Consider the following 17,043-nt stretch of genomic DNA (forward strand, 5'->3'; position numbering starts at 1 on the left):
GGTCGTTGTGGGGAGGGGAACACCACAACGACCTTGTCGCTACATCGTACCCCAGCTATCATAGGAGGAGCAAAATGAAAGCTATTAATCCTGTAACAGCAAAGAAAAGCTCTAGGTACGTAATATAAAATGTAACGACTTCATGTCTTATGAAAAGAAAAAATGGCTTTTTAGAGGCAAAATGAAAAAAATAAAATAAAAGTGAAAAAAATATATAAGGGGAATGTATTTTTTTAGCTGAAATGGAGAAATAAAATTGTCATGAAAGCAACAGATCATCTTTTGTTGGTTGATGGGTCAGGCTATGTTTTTCGTGCTTACTATGCTTTACCGCCTTTAAAACGTAAAAAGGACGGACTTCCTATAGGAGCAGTAGCTGGTTTTTGTAATATGTTATGGAAATTACTCTGTGATGCTCGTAACACAAAGACAGGTATTATTCCAACACATTTTGCTGTTATTTTTGATTATTCATCTGATACTTTTCGAAAACAAATCTACCCTCAGTATAAAGCGAATCGCTCTGAACCTCCCGAAGATTTAATTCCTCAATTCGCGTTAATACGCCAAGCAACAAAAGCTTTTAATTTGCCTTGTATTGAAAAGGAAGGTTTTGAAGCGGATGATTTAATAGCGACCTATGCAACATTAGCAACAAAGGTTGGTGCAAAAACAACGATTATTTCTTCTGATAAGGATCTTATGCAACTCGTCAATAAGCATGTATCCTTGTATGATGGAATGAAAGACAAGCATATAGGTGTCTCAGAAGTTATAGAAAAATGGGGTGTTTTTCCTGAAAAGATGATCGATTTACAAGCATTAATTGGAGATGCAACAGATAATGTACCAGGTATTCCAGGCATTGGTCCCAAAATTGCTGCCCAATTATTGAATCAATTTGATTCTCTTGATCTTTTGTTACAACGTGTGACTGAAGTTAAACAAACAAAAAGACGTGAAAACATACAAGCTTATAGTGAACAGGTTAAGATTTCTCGTGAACTTGTTAGACTTAAAACAGATGTTCCTATAGACAGTGATTTAGATGATTTTATTTTAGAACCCCAAGATGGACCACGCTTAATTTCTTTTTTGAAAGCGATGGAATTTTCAACACTCACGCGTCGCGTGGCAGAAGCAACGTCATGTGATGCAACAGCTATTGATGCCCTTGATATAGCTGTTGACTGGGAAAAATCTAAAAAGGAGCACGATTCTAATGTAAAGGAAGAAGATAGCACACTTCCCCATAATTTTTCAGAGAATTCTCCACAACAGCTAGCAGAAAAACGAAAAGATCAAGCACTAACTCAAAAAATTACAAGAGATGCTTATACAACGATTCTCGATGAAGGCGTTTTGCAAGAGTGGTTATGGCAAGCAGAAGAGCAAGGCTTTTTTGCATTTGATACTGAAACAACATCCCTTGATCCCATGCAAGCAAAGCTTGTTGGCTTTTCATTAGCATTACAACCGGAAAAAGCGGCTTATATACCTCTTGAACATGTTGAAGGGGAAGATGATCTTTTGGGAGGGGCACGCATTGCAGAACAGATTAAAACCGAGAAGGCTTTAGCACTTTTAAAGCCAATATTGGAAGATTCTGCGGTGTTAAAAATAGGTCAGAATATAAAATATGATTGGTTGGTGATGAAACAATATGGCATCGTGATGCGTTGTTTTGATGACACTATGTTGTTTTCCTATGCTTTAGATGCTGGAACATTAACACATAATATGGATGATTTATCTAAGCGTTGGCTTGGACATACACCAATTGCCTATAAGGATTTAACACATAACGGAAAAAAGATCACTTCTTTTGCACAAGTAGATTTGAAACAAGCGACGCTTTACGCGGCTGAAGATGCTGATGTAACACTCCGTTTGTGGCAAGTTTTAAAACCACAACTTGTCTCTCAAGGAATGACTAAAATCTATGAACGTCTTGATAAACCACTCATAGATGTTCTTGCAAGAATGGAAGAACGTGGAATTCTTATTGATAAGAAGATTTTATTGCGTCTTTCAGGAGAATTAGCGCAGGCTGCTGCTCTTTTAGAAGAGGAAATTTATCAACTCGCGGATGAGAAATTCAATCTTGCTTCACCAAAGCAATTAGGTGATATTCTTTTTGGTAAAATGGGATTGCCTGGAGGCGCTAAAACCAAGGGGGGGCAGTGGTCAACTTCTGCACAGACCTTAGAAGAATTGGCAGCTGAAGGTCATATTTTGCCACGTAAAATTATTGATTGGCGCCAGCTTACAAAACTAAAGTCGACTTATACAGATGCTTTACCCTCTTATATTTTACCAAAAACAGGACGTGTTCATACGAATTATTCTTTGGCAACAACATCAACGGGACGGTTATCATCATCAGAACCAAATTTGCAAAATATTCCGGTACGGACCGTGGAGGGACGTAAAATCCGCACAGCTTTTATTGCTCCCAAAGGACATGTGTTGCTTTCGGCAGATTATAGTCAGATTGAATTGCGTATTCTTGCCCATATTGCGGATATAAAAGCATTAAAAGAAGCTTTTGCTAAAGGACATGATATTCACGCTATAACGGCGTCAGAAATGTTTGGCGTTGCGATAGAGGGAATGCCTTCAGATACACGACGGCGTGCAAAAGCGATTAATTTTGGTATTATTTATGGTATTTCAGCTTTTGGATTAGCCAATCAATTAGGAATTTCACGTCAAGAAGCAGGTCGTTATATTCAACTTTATTTTGAAAGATTTCCAGGAATTAAAGATTATATGGAAAAGACTAAAAGTTTTGCGCGTGAGAATGGTTATGTAGAAACAATTTTTGGACGTCGTATCCATTATCCAGAAATAAAAGCAAAGAATGTAAAAATTCGTTCTCTTAATGAGAGAGCGGCTATCAATGCTCCTATTCAAGGTTCTGCGGCCGATATTATTCGCCGGGCTATGATACAGATGGAAGATGCTTTAAAAGAAAAAAATCTATCAGCAAAAATGTTGCTGCAAGTGCATGATGAACTGATTTTTGAAGTACCAGAAGAGGAGAGTAAAAAAACCATGGATGTTGTTAAAAATGTTATGGAAAATGCTACAATGCCTGTTCTCTCTTTGTCTGTACCCCTTGAAGTGAAAGTCATGACGGCTCAAAATTGGGATGAGGCACATTAACTTTTTTCATTTATTTTTAAGGATATTTATTGCATTAGCAAGATTAAGATAAGCTTTGATTGGCAAATGATCTGAGGCAATGCGCGCAAGTGGTGAATGGTGATTTTCAAGATTTGTTACCAATTGGTGAGGAAAGGCAAAAATTCTATCAAGAGCAAGAAAAGGAAAGCGAGAGGGAAAGCTTGGTACAACTTTAAATGTGCTATCAAAATAGGGATAAAAATGGTTTAAAGATGAGCCTTTTCCCATCCGCCATTCGTTAAAATCTCCAATAAGGAGTGTAGGCATAAGGGAGCGTTTTTGCAAAATTGCAAGGAGCATTTTTGTTTGTTGTTTACGAGAATAACGTAATAAGCCAAAATGAGCTGCGATAATACGAATAGGTCCTGCTGCCATTTCCAGCTCGACAATGATAGCTCCACGTGGTTCAATACCAGGAAGAGAGACTTGTAAAGTATCACGTACATATCCCTTTCGCAAAAAGAGAGCGTTCCCATGCCAACCGTGACCATGGGGTGACATAGTATTGAGAGGTACAGGGATCAAACTGGTTTCAGCTTTTAACAGCTGAAGATCAATCAAACCAATACGTTCTCCAAAACGTTTATCTGCTTCTTGAAGAGCAAGGATATCAACTTGTAATTCAGTAATAACACGGACAATTCGTGTAGGATTAAAAATTTTATCAACACCTACACATTTATGCACATTATAAGAGGCAATGGTTAGATCATAATGATTATTGGGGTTGAGGATATTTGATGGATGGTGAGAGCGGCTATGGATTGCTTTTAAAAGGCTATTATGGAGCTTTTGTTGAATAAAATCGCTAAACCAAGGGAGTTTTTGCTTGTAAAGTACTTTTGCCATTTTACGAAAAGAATAATCCCTAAAAGGTAAAGGATAAAAACTTACACTAAAAACAAAAGAACCTTGTTTCTAAATGAAACAAGGTTCTTTCATTAAGCGATGATTTCTGCAATCAATCACGGTTTGAACCGAGAAATTGTAACAAGAAAACAAACATATTGATGAAATCAAGATAAAGACTCAACGCGCCCATAATAACTTTACGACCTCTGGTGTCGCCTTGATCTCCTTCATAATACATCAATTTAATGTTTTGTGTGTCGTAAGCTGTTAAACCAGCAAAGATAAAAACACCAATAACGGAGATAGCAAATTGCAAAGCGCTTGATCCAAGAAAAATATTCACAACCATGGAAAGCATCAAACCGATCAAACCTATGAAAAAGAATGAACCCATCGCTGTAAGATCACGCTTTGTTGTGTATCCATAAAGTGAAAGAGCTCCAAAAGTTGCAGCGGAAATGACGAAGGTTTGTACAATGCTTTCCGTCGTATAACGTAAAACGATTGAAGATAATGAAAGCCCAACCAGAGCAGCATAACCAAAAAAGAGGCTACGAGCAGCATTTGTACTCAGTGTATTAATTTTAAAACTAAGGAATAAAACTGCAATAAGGGGTGCAAACATCACAATATAAGAGAATGGCGATGTATAAAATGTTACTCCAAATGATGTTAAATAAACACTGCTATTGATCTGAGCGGCTGCTTGGCTCATATCTGTTGTCGTTGCTAATGATACAATTGCATAGGCAGCAGCAGCTGTAATAAGCAAACCAATGGCCATTGTATTATAAACACCCAACATATAGTCACGCAATCCCTGATCAATCGATGCATCAGCATGAGAAGCAGGCGCTGAACGTAAATTTTTAAAATTAGCCATAATATAAAATCCTTTAGCATATGTCCCGTCAGGTATTGGGTTTTTAAATGTCTCTCTCTTTGAAGAGACAAGCTCTGTATAAGCCTTAATTTGGCGAATACAAAAAACCTTCAGAATCACTGGCGGAATTCCAGCATATCTCCTCTTATTATGGAGATTTATTTAAAAATTACAAGAGATTTATCAAAGCAATGAACCTTACAAATTGGTAAGGAAAAAATTCATTTCCATGAAAAATACTTCTGTCTTCATCGTATTTTACAAAAGAAAAAGATGAAATTAAGAAGTTTTTTATTATTCACAGGAATCCTATAATTTCCACTTATAAAATATCTATCTTTAAGGTGATAAGAAAAGTGACACGTAACATCACGCTATTTTTCAATTTTCAAGATTGCATCTGCTCTACCCAGCCAGAAAATCTAATTGGGTTGAGTTTTTATATAACCTATTAATATATAAAGATATATTAATTCTAAATACCCTTAAAAAATATCGTAAGGTTTTCTGATGACAAATCTGTTTATATTAAAGCAATCAAGATCATTTTCCTGTACGATACGATTAGGATTGGTATGCGGATAAAAAGCTCTAAAAAGGAGTAAAAATATCGCTCATAAATTCTCTAAAATGCAAGGAGCTATAAGACAACACTGAGAGCTGTAAAATAATACGATGATGCTAAATTGTTTTTTCATAGCCATAAAAATGGTGCGCACAGTGGTTTTTACATTATGAAACAAAAAAACATATGACTGTAGGTCTATCACTTTGATTTGTTAGATTTTTTTGCATTAAAAATAAAAAGATTTGAAACAATGAAAAAAAACAATTTAAAGCAGCTTAAATTCAATATAAAGTTATAATTTATAATCAATATATTAACTTCATAGTTTATTAAGAAAAGAAGAAGAGCATAGAAATTAAAATCAAAAAAAACGGATAACAAGTATTTTTTTACTCAATTGTAATCATTTAATAAACACTTTTAATATTTCAAATTCTATTTATCGATGGTGATAAGGGTGTAGCATCATATACATCTCAGCTTGACTTAACAAAGGTGCAAACTGCTACCTACCATTGTATTCTTTTTTGTCTCTGATGTTGCGGCAAACTTTGTATATGAAAGTTTTCGTAAGGGGTATTTTTATTTATCCGCTCATCATACCTTTTATGAGAAAAAGAGTATCATTGGATACTCAATTTATTTACTTATTTTAGAGATATTTTCAATGCTTTCCAAGCTCATTTTACGACGGTGTCAGTAGAAATAGTATAGTGTAAAAGCCATCTGAAGCCAGTTCTTTTGTATTGAGCAAAGATGGACATGTAAAGTTGAAGAAAAAATAAAACTCTCATAAAGAAAAAATATGTAAAATAATCAGTCGAAAGAATTATCTAAGAGAGTTTTTAATCAGGCTTATGATGGTTAAAAATCTCTGTTTTTTAAGGCGATGAGAACATTAATGGGAAGATGTATGGTTGAAGTGACGTTTTGCTTTCATCCAAGTGCGCAGTTCCTCAATAAGAATAACAATAACACCAAGCGTGATAAAACTATCTGCAAGATTGAAAATAGCAAAATAAAAAATATCATCAATGTAAAAAAGTATATAATCAGTGACATGATGAAAGCGAATACGATCAATAAGGTTGCCAATTGCTCCCCCAATAATAAGGACAAGACCGAAGCGCGTTAAAAATTTATTATATTCAGTATTTTTCCATAACCATAGAAGAAAGATAATTACAATAATCGTTATGGCAATGATTCCCCAGTGAGAAAAGGAAGAAAAAAACGAAAATGCAATACCAGAATTACGCACATGATAAAGGGAAAGGAAAGGAATAAGCGGGATTTCTGTTCCTAAAGGCATATTGTGCATAACCCAGTACTTAACAGCTTGGTCAAGCCCGACTGTAAGGGCTAAGCCAAGGAGAAGAAAAGGGAGTGATTTGCGGATCATATTTTTTCCTCGCATGGTTCCAGTGTTAAATAAGGGCGACGGATTTCATAAAGCATGACAGCTGTTGCTACTGCCAGATTAAGCGAGTCAGCACGTCCACTTTGTGGAATACGTGCAAGTTTATCACATCGATGTGTAAGAGTATCTGATAGTCCCTGTTTTTCATTTCCCATTAAAAGGATTATCGGACCATTTTTGAAATCAAGTGTCCGATAATCCAGAGATCCTTTGAGATGCGTGCCAACAATCATACCTTTAAAGTGAGCCGACCAGTTTAAAAAGGCGCTTTCATCAAAACGATAAAGGGGTATAGAGAAAATAGATCCCATGGTTGCACGAACTGTCTCAGGTGAGAAAGGATCTGTTGTTTCGCCAATTAAAAGAACACCTTTGGCACCTACAGCATCAGCAGTGCGAATAATGGTCCCAAGATTTCCAGGATCACGCACACGATCAAGCGCGATGTAAACATCTTTAGTTTGCCCTTGTATTGTTTCCAGAGGTTGCCATTTTTGTTTAAAAATACCAATAACTGTTTGTGGGTTATCACGTCGAGTAAGTGATTCCATAACCTTTAGTGAGGCTTTGATAACAAAAGCACCATTGGCTACAGCGCGTGCAGCAGTATTTTCGATAATGGTATTACCAATTTCGCTTTTAGAAAAAATAAGTGTCTGTATTGTCCAACCGAGATTGAGAGCATCAATGACCAATTTCAATCCCTCTGCCATAAAAAGACCTTCGCGATTACGGTTTTTCTTTTGGTTAAGTGCTTTAAGATCTTTTATGATAGGATTGCTAAGGGAGGTAATTTCTTTCACTTTACCAGTTTTGGTTCTACACATATTCAAGCAATCCAACGGCTAAAAAGAGAAGTAGAAAGGGCGCGTCCTGCAACTTCTTCACGCAAAATGAGTTCTCCCGATTCGACTGTGCCACCAAGATTTACAAATGTATCGCGCATTAAAGTATGAAGTGCAAAGAAGGAAGCACGAATGGAATAAGCTGTAAGGACAACAGAGAGAGGTTTATCAGAGAGGAGTTTACGACAATTTGTTATCATGGCTGGTAAATGATCAAACAGTTGCCAAATTTCGCCATGGGTTCCACGTCCATAAGCAGGGGGATCAAGCAGGATCATATCATAGCTCTTTTTGCGACGGAGTTCTCGCTCGACAAATTTGACAGCATCATCACAAATCCAGCGAATAGAATGATCTGGTAATCCTGCTCTTTTCTGATTAGCTTTTGCCCACGCAATGGCCTTTTTAGAAGCATCAACATGAGTAACGTTTGCACCCGCTCGTGCTCCAATCAAAGAGGCAACACCTGTATAGCCAAAAAGATTCAATAGTTTTATAGGGCGTGCGGCTTTTATGATTTGTTCTTCCATAGAGCGCCAATGGGCATCTTGTTCAGGAAAAACACCTACATGACGAAAGGAAGTAAAACGCCCCAGAAAAGACAATCCATTCCAAGAAAGGGGCCATGTTTCATCAAGTAGCTTTTTAGGAAAATGCCAACGACCAATACCCTCTTCATCACGGTTTCCTGTAAAAATAGCATCAACATCAGCCCATTGTTTTTGTGATAAAGCAGGTTTCCATAGTGCTTGGCCTTCTGGACGAATAATTCGATAATCTCCATAACGCTCTAATTTTTGTCCATTTCCAGAATCAATGAGAGCATAGTTCTCACTCACACCCGTTTCCAAAATAAGAGGCAACTTTTCCTGCGGATATCTATTCTTGTAGGAGGATTGAAAACATTGTGCAGGCATGTTCTGTATCATGGTATATGAGGTATAAAAAAATACATTATAAAGCTCTTAAATGTTTCGTAAAAGAGAAAAAGAACTAAAATCAATTAAAACACGTATAGAAAAAAACTCTGTATTGACTACAAAATATTAAAGGGAAAACGATTTCATTAAAAGACCATTACACCAGATTTGTGATAGACGTTTTCAATTTTTCAATCTCGGCTTTACTTTTTTTGAGAGCTTTTTTGCATTTGCGATAGGAAAACCAACGGATCAGACTTCCTAATAAAATACCAAAACCAAAAAAAATAAAAAGCCATATAAAGAGAGGAGCGCGATAAGTAAAACTTTCAGAGTTTTCTCGAAAAGGATCAAGGGTTAACGGAACCATTTGACGATTAGCTACGATAAAAACAATTAAAAGCGCTGTAATAATCACACCGATACTTGTTAGAAGAATACGTTTAATAATCATAAGTTTCTCACTGATTAAGACGGTCGCGTAAATCTTTGCCAGTTTTAAAAAAAGGAATCCACTTTTCTTCAACAGTAACGGCTTCTCCAGTTCGTGGGTTACGTCCATTCCGAGCTGAACGGCTTTTTACAGAAAAAGCTCCAAATCCACGAAGTTCAACACGATCGCCATTGGCAAGAGCTGTTGAAATTTCTTCAAAAATAGCGTTTACAATATTTTCCACATCTCGTTGAAAAAGATGCGGGTTATGGCGAGCAATAATTTGCACAAGTTCTGATTTAACCACAATAGCCTCACTTTCACACAAAAAACTTTTTTATAATTGTGCACTTCATGCATATTACAATATATAAATGGATAAAAGCAAAATAAAACAAAGAAAAAACAAATTTCAAGAAACAAAATTTGAAAATACCTCTTATAAAGGTTATACAGATTAAAAATGCGGAATATTTAAGAGATTAGGAGAGTATGTCCGTCCACAATCATTATGAAGTCTTTTCAACGCAATCATCAGTTGGAGATGTTTTTAAAAAGGCATCTCGTCATTCGCGTCGCATTAGCCTATTAAAAATTTTTTTACCGCTCTTAGCGTTAGTTTTATCGCTGGTTTTTTGCTGGTTTACGTTTTTCTTAGTTCCCGTTACTTCTGATCCTATGCCTTTAAATAATGAAGAGAATGGAGTGAGAAACTTGACAATGCTCAATCCAAAATTAGAAGGTTATACGCGTGCTCATGAACCTTATTGGCTTAAAGCAGAAAAAGCATTTCAAGATCAAACGCGCTCTGGAATAATTGGATTACAAAACATCACAGCAAAAGCATCTATGGGCCAGAAAAGACAATTTTTTCTTGCTGCACAAAGGGGTATTTACGATAACATTCATGGTTTTTTACAGTTGGATAAGCCATTCACCATTACGACAAATGATGGGATGATGGCGCAATTTATGTCGGCTAATATTAATTTATCTGAGGGACAGTTAAAAACGGATCAACGCGTTAAGATTCAGCGAGCCGGTTTTCATCTTGCTGCCAATGCCTTACAAATTCGAGAAAAAGGAAAAAACATGTATTTCCATGGTGGTGTGCATTTAGTGTTTCAAAAGTAATGATGCAATATCAACACGAATTTTTAAGGGATTTTAAAAAGAGAATTCATACGTATATACAAACAGAAGAATTGAAAGAATGAGATCATACAAAAGATGGATAGGTATGACGTTGGCTTTTAGCATGGGAATGTTAGGAGGAGGAGCGTTTTTAGTATATGCTGAAGGGACCCATTTGGGAATAAGTCTATCAAACGACAAAGAACCGGTAGAACTTCATGCAGATTCTTTAGAAATACGTGATAAAGAAGGGATAGCACTTTTTAAGGGTGATGTTTCAGTGGTGCAAGGTGAACGTCTTTTACGGACGGCAAAATTAATTGTTTATTACGATAAAGCCCATAAAGAAGCAGATAGAAACAAAGAAGATATGAAGACATCATCTTTTACTTTGTTTGATTCGTCGGGTATACAAAAAATGGAAGCCTTAGGAAAAGTTTATATAAAAATAGCGACGCAAATTGCTACGGGGGATAAAGGCGTTTTTGATGGAAAAACAAAAATGATGAGCTTGACAGGGAATCATGTTGTATTAACGGATGGTGATAATGTGGCAACAGGATGTAAATTAACGGCAAATATGGAAAGCGGAAAGGCTTTTTTAGAAGGTTGTGAGACGACTAAGAAAAAAGGTCGCGTTTCTATTATTTTTAAACAAAATAAACAAAATGGCCATTAAGGTTTTATGTTTGGAATCAAAAGAAAAAAACAGGCTGATCAGCATGATCTTGTAAGTGAAGCTTCAAAAAAGCGTTTAAAAGGGACTTTGATTGCTAGTCATTTGATTAAAGTTTATCGAGGAAGACCGACAGTTAATGGCGTTTCTTTTGGTATTCGTACGGGAGAAGCGGTGGGTATTTTAGGTCCTAATGGAGCTGGTAAAACAACTTGTTTTTATATGGTTACAGGGCTCATAAAGTCTGATGGAGGATCCATTAAAATTGATGGATTTGATGTTACGCATCTTCCGATGTATCGACGGGCGCGTTTAGGTATTGGGTATCTTCCCCAAGAAGCATCTATTTTTCGTGGTCTTTCAGTGGAAAATAACATTAAAGCTGTTTTAGAAGTCGTTGAAAAAGATCATCTTAAACAACGTGAAGAGCTTGATAGCCTTTTACATGAATTTAAAATTGATCATTTACGTAAAATGTCTGCGCTTTCGTTATCTGGGGGTGAGCGTCGACGACTTGAAATTGCGCGTGCTTTAGCTTCTCGTCCTCATTTTATGTTACTTGATGAACCATTTGCGGGGATTGATCCTATCGCTATTTTTGATATTCAACAACTTATTCGTCATTTAACGAGGCGTGGCATCGGTGTTTTAATAACAGATCATAATGTACGCGAGACATTGGGGCTTGTCGACCGCGCTTATATTATTCACACCGGCAAAGTGTTAGTTCATGGTCGTCCTAATGATATTATCAATAACGTTGATGTCCGCAGAATTTATTTGGGGCATCAGTTTTCTCTATGATTTTACAGCTTTCATACGGTTCTATTTAAGTTTAATAAAAACAGCATAGTCGTCACAAACACATTTCAAAGGATGTCGATAAGGTTTTGTTGTAATTATTAGTAAAGCATATTATTAATATATATTTCCATTACAGAAACAAATGAAATTGTTACCTTATTGTAGAAACGATGATAATTTTATCAAAGTTTTGTAAATCAATAAAAGAATACGATTTTAGGATAAAGTTTTTTAATTAAAGGTGTGCAATAGAATTTTCTCTGGTAGCTGTATTCATTACGTTATTATTGAAAATCTCCTTATTTATGCCAAAACTTTTTTTATGAATATAATCTAATAAATTTTTATTGAGTGGAGCAAAAGGCTTCATCACTATAAAGTGAATTTGTTGTTTTATTGGTTGAGCTTACTCATGATTGTGTCATAGAAAAGATATCATTAGATGAACTTGATAATAAGTGATAAATGAGGCTGTAAATAAAAATGCATGTGTTATTGAAAGGTGAGAGATATTCATCATATTTTTCTTTGTCAAATTAAATAACATGTTGATGATGCTGTTTTTGGTATTTTGATTGGAGCGTCCATCCGTTATATATTGCATATTATATATCGCGTTTATTTAATAGGGATTGTCGTGTTTTATTGGTTTGTATGGCGTATTTAAAAGAGGAGCAAAACGCCTTTAGGTTCTTGTTATAAGGCTTTGTTTAAGCTATACAGTAATTTTCAAACTAAAGGTCCATTTTGCTCAATATGCTTCTCATTCTATTAAGGGCTTATTTTAAAAGAAAGAAAAAAATCTAATGGGGAGTTATACATTAACTCTTGTGACAAGTTTAATAAATTTATAAATAATGCCCTTTTCTAGGGTTTTAAGGAAATTAATTTCATGAACAACTTCATTTCTTTTTTTCTTTTCTCATGCTGTTAATGAGGAGCTAAACACTATTTATTGTTCTGTTAAAAGTGATATGAGACATATTAAGCCTTCACTCATTATAAATTAAAAAATAAAAGCACATGCGATGTTGTGAAAAGTGAAAGAACTTTAAGGTTGAATATCGTTTATAGGGTTTATTAGTGAGCATTTGAGCGTGTAAGAGGAAAATTAAAGGATGAATTTGAGTGAGTTAATAGCACCGGAAGCAATTATTCCGGCTCTTAAGGCTAATTCGAAAAAACAAGTTCTGCAAATTTTAGCCGAAAAAGCGTCTCAGCTAACAGGTCTTAGTGAGCATGTAATTTTTGATATTGTTTTGCAACGCGAGAAACTTGGTTCAACGGGGCTGGGTGGTGGTATTGCGATTCCTCATGGAAAATTACCTGATATTAATCGGATTATTGGTATATTTGCACGTCTTGAAAGTCCTGTTGATTTTGAAGCTCTCGATGATGAGCCTATAGACCTTGTTTTTCTTCTTTTGGCACCTGAAAATGCGGGTGCAGATCACTTAAAAGCTTTATCACAGATTGCACGTGTTTTGCGTCATGCTGATGTTGTGCAAAAATTACGCAATACGCATAATGCCAATGCGCTTTACACTTTATTGATTCAAACTTCAGAATCAAACGCAGCTTAAAAAGGATTATAAGTGCATAAATTGTGAAGGGTACATCATAGAGTTTAGAAATAATATAATTTGTATCTTAAAGGGCTGATAGTAAAAGATTACGTTATACAATTTGCCATTGAGACAGAGTTTAAGGCTTCTCTGTTTTATAATCTAATATATTGATAATATTTGGTTATTTTTGCGAGATCTTTTTAAGATTATAACAATAAGATATCAGGACGATATTGAATACGACGTATGAATACACTATAATAGTTGAAAGGTGGAGTATCTTATGGATATGCGTGTATTGAATGTGTAGAGTTGAGAAATGATATTCTCAAGGCTATGAGATGCTGTGAAATTTTTTGGGGGAGTATAGGGTGCCTTTTCAAGTTTTTGCATTAGATTGCTTGTGATGTAAAGAGTATGGTTTATTTCTCAGCAGAGTAGTGGTATATTTTCACTTTGTTTTAAAATCCTATTGCTTAAAGAAATCCTTTTTTATGAAAAAACGAAAGGAGTAGTGTGAAATCAGAAATATTGTTTTTTAATGTGATTATTGAATAAAAAGTTCATATTTTGGTAACGACTAAAAGGTCACAATGGAACATAAAATCTATTCTGATTACTGTGAAGATATTTCTCTTATTGAAGGAATTAGGATGATTACACATGAGTATCGAGGAGTTTTTGTTTGAACTTTTCCAATGAAGAGAATCTTGTTAGAGACTAAAGAAGTGAGCTAAATGAAGATGTTTGAAAAGACTGTTATTGCTGCATCTGTAATAGTTCTTGTTACAGGTGGGATCGCATGCGCACAAACGCCAAGCCGTTTAAACCAATTTGAAGCGTGGGGAACCTATTCTTATAAATCGTCCCAAAATACGATTTGCTATGTGTTATCTGTTCCTTTGAATGCTCTTCCAACAACGGTTAATCATGGCGATAATTTTTTCTTAGTTACTAAGCGTTCTCAATCACCTGTTTCATTTGAACCGCAGTTTATGGCTGGTTATACGCTTAAAGAAGGGTCAAAAGTGACAGTAACCATTGGAGGTAAGGACTTTGATTTTTTCACGAAGGATTCCTCAGCTTGGTTGGCGTCATCAGAGCAGGAAAAACAGCTTGTTTCTGCTATGCGTGCTGGAAACAATATGACAGTGAAAGCGATATCAAAACGGGGAACGCATACGACCTATACTTATTCCTTAAAAGGGGTCACTGCTGCATTAAATACGGCTCAAAAGTGCCATTAAAGTTTTTATAATTTCTACAAGAATGATGTAAATTGGAAAGCAATGGCTATTTCCTATGATCTTAGACCTGTTGGTTCATGTTTAGCACAAAAAACAGATAATGTGGTGGTAAAGGAGAGCTCTAAGCTCTCTTTAATTGGATTATCGCAAGATGAAATAGTGCAAACTTTAAAGACACTTGGTATACCAGAGCGTCAAACGCGTATGCGTGCTCGTCAGCTTTGGCATTGGCTTTATGTCCGTGGCGTTTCAAATTTTGATGAAATGCTAAATATTTCAAAAGCAATGCAGGAAACACTTAAACGTCATTTTTCCATTGCACGTCCGGAAATTGTTGGAGAACAAGTATCAAAGGATGGTACACGTAAATGGCTCTTACGTTTTCCAGCCCGTGGGGCAGGAAGGCCTGTTGAAATTGAAACGGTTTATATTCCTGAAGAAGGACGTGGTACTTTATGTCTTTCATCGCAAGTTGGGTGTACGTTAACCTGCTCTTTTTGTCATACAGGAACGCAGATGCTTGTTCGCAATCTGACGGCAGAAGAAATTTTGGCACAATTATTAGTCGCACGTGATTGTTTGGGTGATTTTCCTGATAAGGATACGCCTGATGGGGCAATTGTTCCTGTTGAAGGGCGCAAAATTACCAATATTGTTATGATGGGAATGGGAGAACCTCTTTATAACTTTGAAGCTGTAAAAAAAGCTTTATTGATTGCTTCTGATGGCGATGGACTTTCTTTATCAAAACGTCGGATTACGCTTTCAACCAGTGGGGTTGTTCCTGGAATTATTCGGACTGGGGAAGAAATAGGTGTGATGTTAGCAATTTCATTGCACGCCGTACACGATCCACTAAGAGATATGCTTGTTCCTATCAATAAAAAATATCCGCTTGCTCTGCTCATGGATGCTTGCCGTAATTATCCTGGTCTGTCTAATGCAAAACGAATTACATTTGAATATGTTATGCTGAAAGATATCAATGATAGTTTAGATGATGCTAAGCGATTAATACAGTTGCTAAAAGGTATTCCAGCGAAGATCAATTTAATCCCTTTTAATCCGTGGCCAGGGAGTAATTATCAATGTTCTGATTGGGAGCAAATCGAACGTTTTGCTGATATTGTTAATCAAGCAGGTTATGCTTCTCCTATTCGGATACCGCGTGGACGCGATATTTTAGCTGCATGTGGACAGCTTAAATCGGCTTCAGAGCGCTTACGAAAATCTGAACGTTTAAAACTTGAAAATGCCATTGGTCATTAGTTAATATAATTTTCAGTGCTATAAAGTCTGAATTTTTTCTGTAAATCAACAACCTCATATAGAGGCATGTGTGAAACAGGGATTAAGATGGATCAATGCTAGATGAATAGTCTTTGCTTTATAGGTTCTCAATAGGGGGAAATATATTGTATAAAGTCTGTTTGCATAATCTCTGAAATGAGGAAGCAGCCTAATTTAGAGGAAAGTCTCAAGAGACTATACATTGCCACCTCACTTCACATTCTTTATTTCGGTTTTATGACTTTTAAAAACGTCGACGGTAATAAATTTTAAAGAGTGGAGATATATTTCTTGATGCTTTTGTTTATTACGTTCTTTAGCAAGACTACGCTTTACATATAAACGGCGTGTCTAAAATATAAATACTCCTCACCATAAATACCATTGTTATCCATTGACATGTTTTTAAAAAAGCATTTCTTAATATACTCTCCATCTCACGACAACGCCTGTGAAAACTATAGCAAAAAAGCTTCTGTGAAATATATGATACCATCCATATTTTCAGGTTTCATATAAGGTGTGTAAGTTGGTACGAGCATTTAATTTTTTGTAACGATAAGAAGATGGAGAGCAAAGCTGGTAAAAGTACCAGCAATAAGCCAGTCGAGAAAGCGAATATAAAGAGGATTTTTTTTAAGGATTTTGGTAAGTTTATGCGCTGTAAAAACAACAGAAATCGTAATAGGGAAAGAAATAGGAATGTAAGAGAGTCCTAAAAAAAGTAACTTTTGTGTTGCCATAGGATCATTCTCATTGATAAATTGTGGTAAGAATGTTGCGTTAAAGAGTATAACTTTAGGATTGAGAAGATTAATTCCAATACCAGCAAGATAGTTACGTTTAGAGCTTTGAGATTTAGAAGATGTTTGTTCAAAGGAAAATGTCGGTTTTCTCCGTAAAGCTTGGAAGGAAAACCATAAAAGATAAAAGGCACCAACAATTTTCAGAAGAACAAAGGCGTGTGGCGCAGCAAAAATAAGTGCTGACAAGCCAAGTGCTACGGCAATCACTTGAATAGCAAATCCTGTTGCACTTCCTAAGGCACACATAATTCCAGCTTTTTTGCTTTGTGTGATGGTTCTTCCTACAGAAAGCATCATATCTGGTCCTGGGATAAGCGCTAAAATCAACGATGCTAAAGCAAATTGTACAATAATAGACCACTCCGGTAGAAATGACACCTAAATCTCCTCTTATTTTTAAGTAGTGTT

Annotated in this window: 15 protein-coding genes; 7 read left to right on the forward strand and 8 right to left on the reverse strand. The window is 35.9% G+C overall.

The features are described 5' to 3' along the window. Positions 1-261: 261 nt before the first annotated feature. Positions 262-3,168 (forward strand): DNA polymerase I, encoded by a 2,907-nt coding sequence (gene polA, locus D1092_RS08710; RefSeq protein WP_120121533.1) that lies wholly within the window; start codon positions 262-264, stop codon positions 3,166-3,168. A gap of 6 nt (positions 3,169-3,174) precedes the next feature. Here polA and D1092_RS08715 read toward each other — a convergent pair whose 3' ends face one another. From D1092_RS08715 to ihfB, 7 genes are all read right to left on the reverse strand, one after another. Beyond that, a complete protein-coding gene (locus D1092_RS08715; protein WP_120121534.1) occupies positions 3,175-4,038 on the reverse strand; it encodes an endonuclease/exonuclease/phosphatase family protein in 864 nt (287 codons plus the stop codon). A gap of 112 nt (positions 4,039-4,150) precedes the next feature. After that, positions 4,151-4,924, reverse strand: a complete 774-nt coding sequence (locus tag D1092_RS08720) for a Bax inhibitor-1/YccA family protein (RefSeq protein WP_120122721.1) — start codon at positions 4,922-4,924, stop codon at positions 4,151-4,153. 1,466 nt (positions 4,925-6,390) lie between these two features. Then, positions 6,391-6,894: a signal peptidase II gene (gene lspA / locus D1092_RS08725; protein WP_120121535.1), complete on the reverse strand. Its 504-nt coding sequence runs from the start codon at positions 6,892-6,894 to the stop codon at positions 6,391-6,393. Next, positions 6,891-7,739 (reverse strand): TrmH family RNA methyltransferase, encoded by an 849-nt coding sequence (locus tag D1092_RS08730; RefSeq protein WP_120121536.1) that lies wholly within the window; start codon positions 7,737-7,739, stop codon positions 6,891-6,893. Before D1092_RS08730 ends, lspA begins: the two co-directional genes overlap by 4 nt. A 2-nt stretch (positions 7,740-7,741) precedes the next feature. Beyond that, on the reverse strand, positions 7,742-8,674 hold the full coding sequence (locus D1092_RS08735) for a class I SAM-dependent methyltransferase (RefSeq protein ID WP_120122722.1): 933 nt from the start codon (positions 8,672-8,674) through the stop codon (positions 7,742-7,744). Between the two features lie 160 nt (positions 8,675-8,834). Further along, positions 8,835-9,131: a lipopolysaccharide assembly protein LapA domain-containing protein gene (locus D1092_RS08740; protein ID WP_120121537.1), complete on the reverse strand. Its 297-nt coding sequence runs from the start codon at positions 9,129-9,131 to the stop codon at positions 8,835-8,837. Positions 9,132-9,138: 7 nt separating this feature from the next. After that, the gene (gene ihfB, locus D1092_RS08745; RefSeq protein ID WP_120122723.1) at positions 9,139-9,417 is read right to left on the reverse strand and encodes an integration host factor subunit beta; all 279 of its coding nucleotides are present in this window, start codon (positions 9,415-9,417) and stop codon (positions 9,139-9,141) included. Positions 9,418-9,602: 185 nt separating this feature from the next. On the opposite strand from ihfB, the gene lptC reads away from it, so the two are divergent. The 6 genes from lptC (at position 9,603) to rlmN (ending at position 15,808) form a co-directional block, all read left to right on the forward strand. Beyond that, complete coding sequence (gene lptC, locus D1092_RS08750; protein WP_120121538.1) at positions 9,603-10,244, forward strand: LPS export ABC transporter periplasmic protein LptC; 642 nt, start codon at positions 9,603-9,605, stop codon at positions 10,242-10,244. A gap of 106 nt (positions 10,245-10,350) precedes the next feature. Then, positions 10,351-10,923: an LptA/OstA family protein gene (locus tag D1092_RS08755; RefSeq protein ID WP_120121539.1), complete on the forward strand. Its 573-nt coding sequence runs from the start codon at positions 10,351-10,353 to the stop codon at positions 10,921-10,923. Positions 10,924-10,929: 6 nt separating this feature from the next. Continuing rightward, on the forward strand, positions 10,930-11,724 hold the full coding sequence (gene lptB / locus D1092_RS08760; RefSeq protein WP_120121540.1) for an LPS export ABC transporter ATP-binding protein: 795 nt from the start codon (positions 10,930-10,932) through the stop codon (positions 11,722-11,724). A 1,118-nt stretch (positions 11,725-12,842) separates the two neighbouring features. Continuing rightward, positions 12,843-13,307, forward strand: coding sequence for a PTS IIA-like nitrogen regulatory protein PtsN (gene ptsN, locus D1092_RS08765; protein WP_120121541.1), 465 nt, complete (start codon positions 12,843-12,845; stop codon positions 13,305-13,307). Between the two features lie 728 nt (positions 13,308-14,035). Further along, positions 14,036-14,539: an invasion associated locus B family protein gene (locus D1092_RS08770; RefSeq protein WP_120122724.1), complete on the forward strand. Its 504-nt coding sequence runs from the start codon at positions 14,036-14,038 to the stop codon at positions 14,537-14,539. A 42-nt stretch (positions 14,540-14,581) separates the two neighbouring features. After that, positions 14,582-15,808: a dual-specificity RNA methyltransferase RlmN gene (rlmN, locus tag D1092_RS08775; protein ID WP_120121542.1), complete on the forward strand. Its 1,227-nt coding sequence runs from the start codon at positions 14,582-14,584 to the stop codon at positions 15,806-15,808. A 563-nt stretch (positions 15,809-16,371) separates the two neighbouring features. Here rlmN and D1092_RS08780 read toward each other — a convergent pair. Beyond that, a complete protein-coding gene (locus D1092_RS08780) occupies positions 16,372-17,013 on the reverse strand; it encodes a LysE family translocator (protein ID WP_120121543.1) in 642 nt (213 codons plus the stop codon). Between the last annotated feature and the right edge of the window lie 30 nt (positions 17,014-17,043).

The sequence above is a fragment of the Bartonella krasnovii genome (assembly GCF_003606345.3).
Taxonomy (GTDB): Bacteria; Pseudomonadota; Alphaproteobacteria; order Rhizobiales; family Rhizobiaceae; genus Bartonella; species Bartonella krasnovii.

Excerpts from the sequence above, each read along its gene's own strand:
- polA (WP_120121533.1), top strand. The coding sequence starts at position 262 with ATGAAAGCAACAGATCATCTTTTGTTGGTTGATGGGTCAGGCTATGTT.
- D1092_RS08715 (WP_120121534.1), bottom strand. The coding sequence starts at position 4,038 with ATGGCAAAAGTACTTTACAAGCAAAAACTCCCTTGGTTTAGCGATTTT.
- D1092_RS08720 (WP_120122721.1), bottom strand. The coding sequence starts at position 4,924 with ATGGCTAATTTTAAAAATTTACGTTCAGCGCCTGCTTCTCATGCTGAT.
- lspA (WP_120121535.1), bottom strand. The coding sequence starts at position 6,894 with ATGATCCGCAAATCACTCCCTTTTCTTCTCCTTGGCTTAGCCCTTACA.
- D1092_RS08730 (WP_120121536.1), bottom strand. The coding sequence starts at position 7,739 with ATGTGTAGAACCAAAACTGGTAAAGTGAAAGAAATTACCTCCCTTAGC.
- D1092_RS08735 (WP_120122722.1), bottom strand. The coding sequence starts at position 8,674 with ATGCCTGCACAATGTTTTCAATCCTCCTACAAGAATAGATATCCGCAG.
- D1092_RS08740 (WP_120121537.1), bottom strand. The coding sequence starts at position 9,131 with ATGATTATTAAACGTATTCTTCTAACAAGTATCGGTGTGATTATTACA.
- lptC (WP_120121538.1), top strand. The coding sequence starts at position 9,603 with ATGTCCGTCCACAATCATTATGAAGTCTTTTCAACGCAATCATCAGTT.
- D1092_RS08755 (WP_120121539.1), top strand. The coding sequence starts at position 10,351 with ATGACGTTGGCTTTTAGCATGGGAATGTTAGGAGGAGGAGCGTTTTTA.
- lptB (WP_120121540.1), top strand. The coding sequence starts at position 10,930 with ATGTTTGGAATCAAAAGAAAAAAACAGGCTGATCAGCATGATCTTGTA.
- ptsN (WP_120121541.1), top strand. The coding sequence starts at position 12,843 with ATGAATTTGAGTGAGTTAATAGCACCGGAAGCAATTATTCCGGCTCTT.
- D1092_RS08770 (WP_120122724.1), top strand. The coding sequence starts at position 14,036 with ATGTTTGAAAAGACTGTTATTGCTGCATCTGTAATAGTTCTTGTTACA.
- rlmN (WP_120121542.1), top strand. The coding sequence starts at position 14,582 with ATGGCTATTTCCTATGATCTTAGACCTGTTGGTTCATGTTTAGCACAA.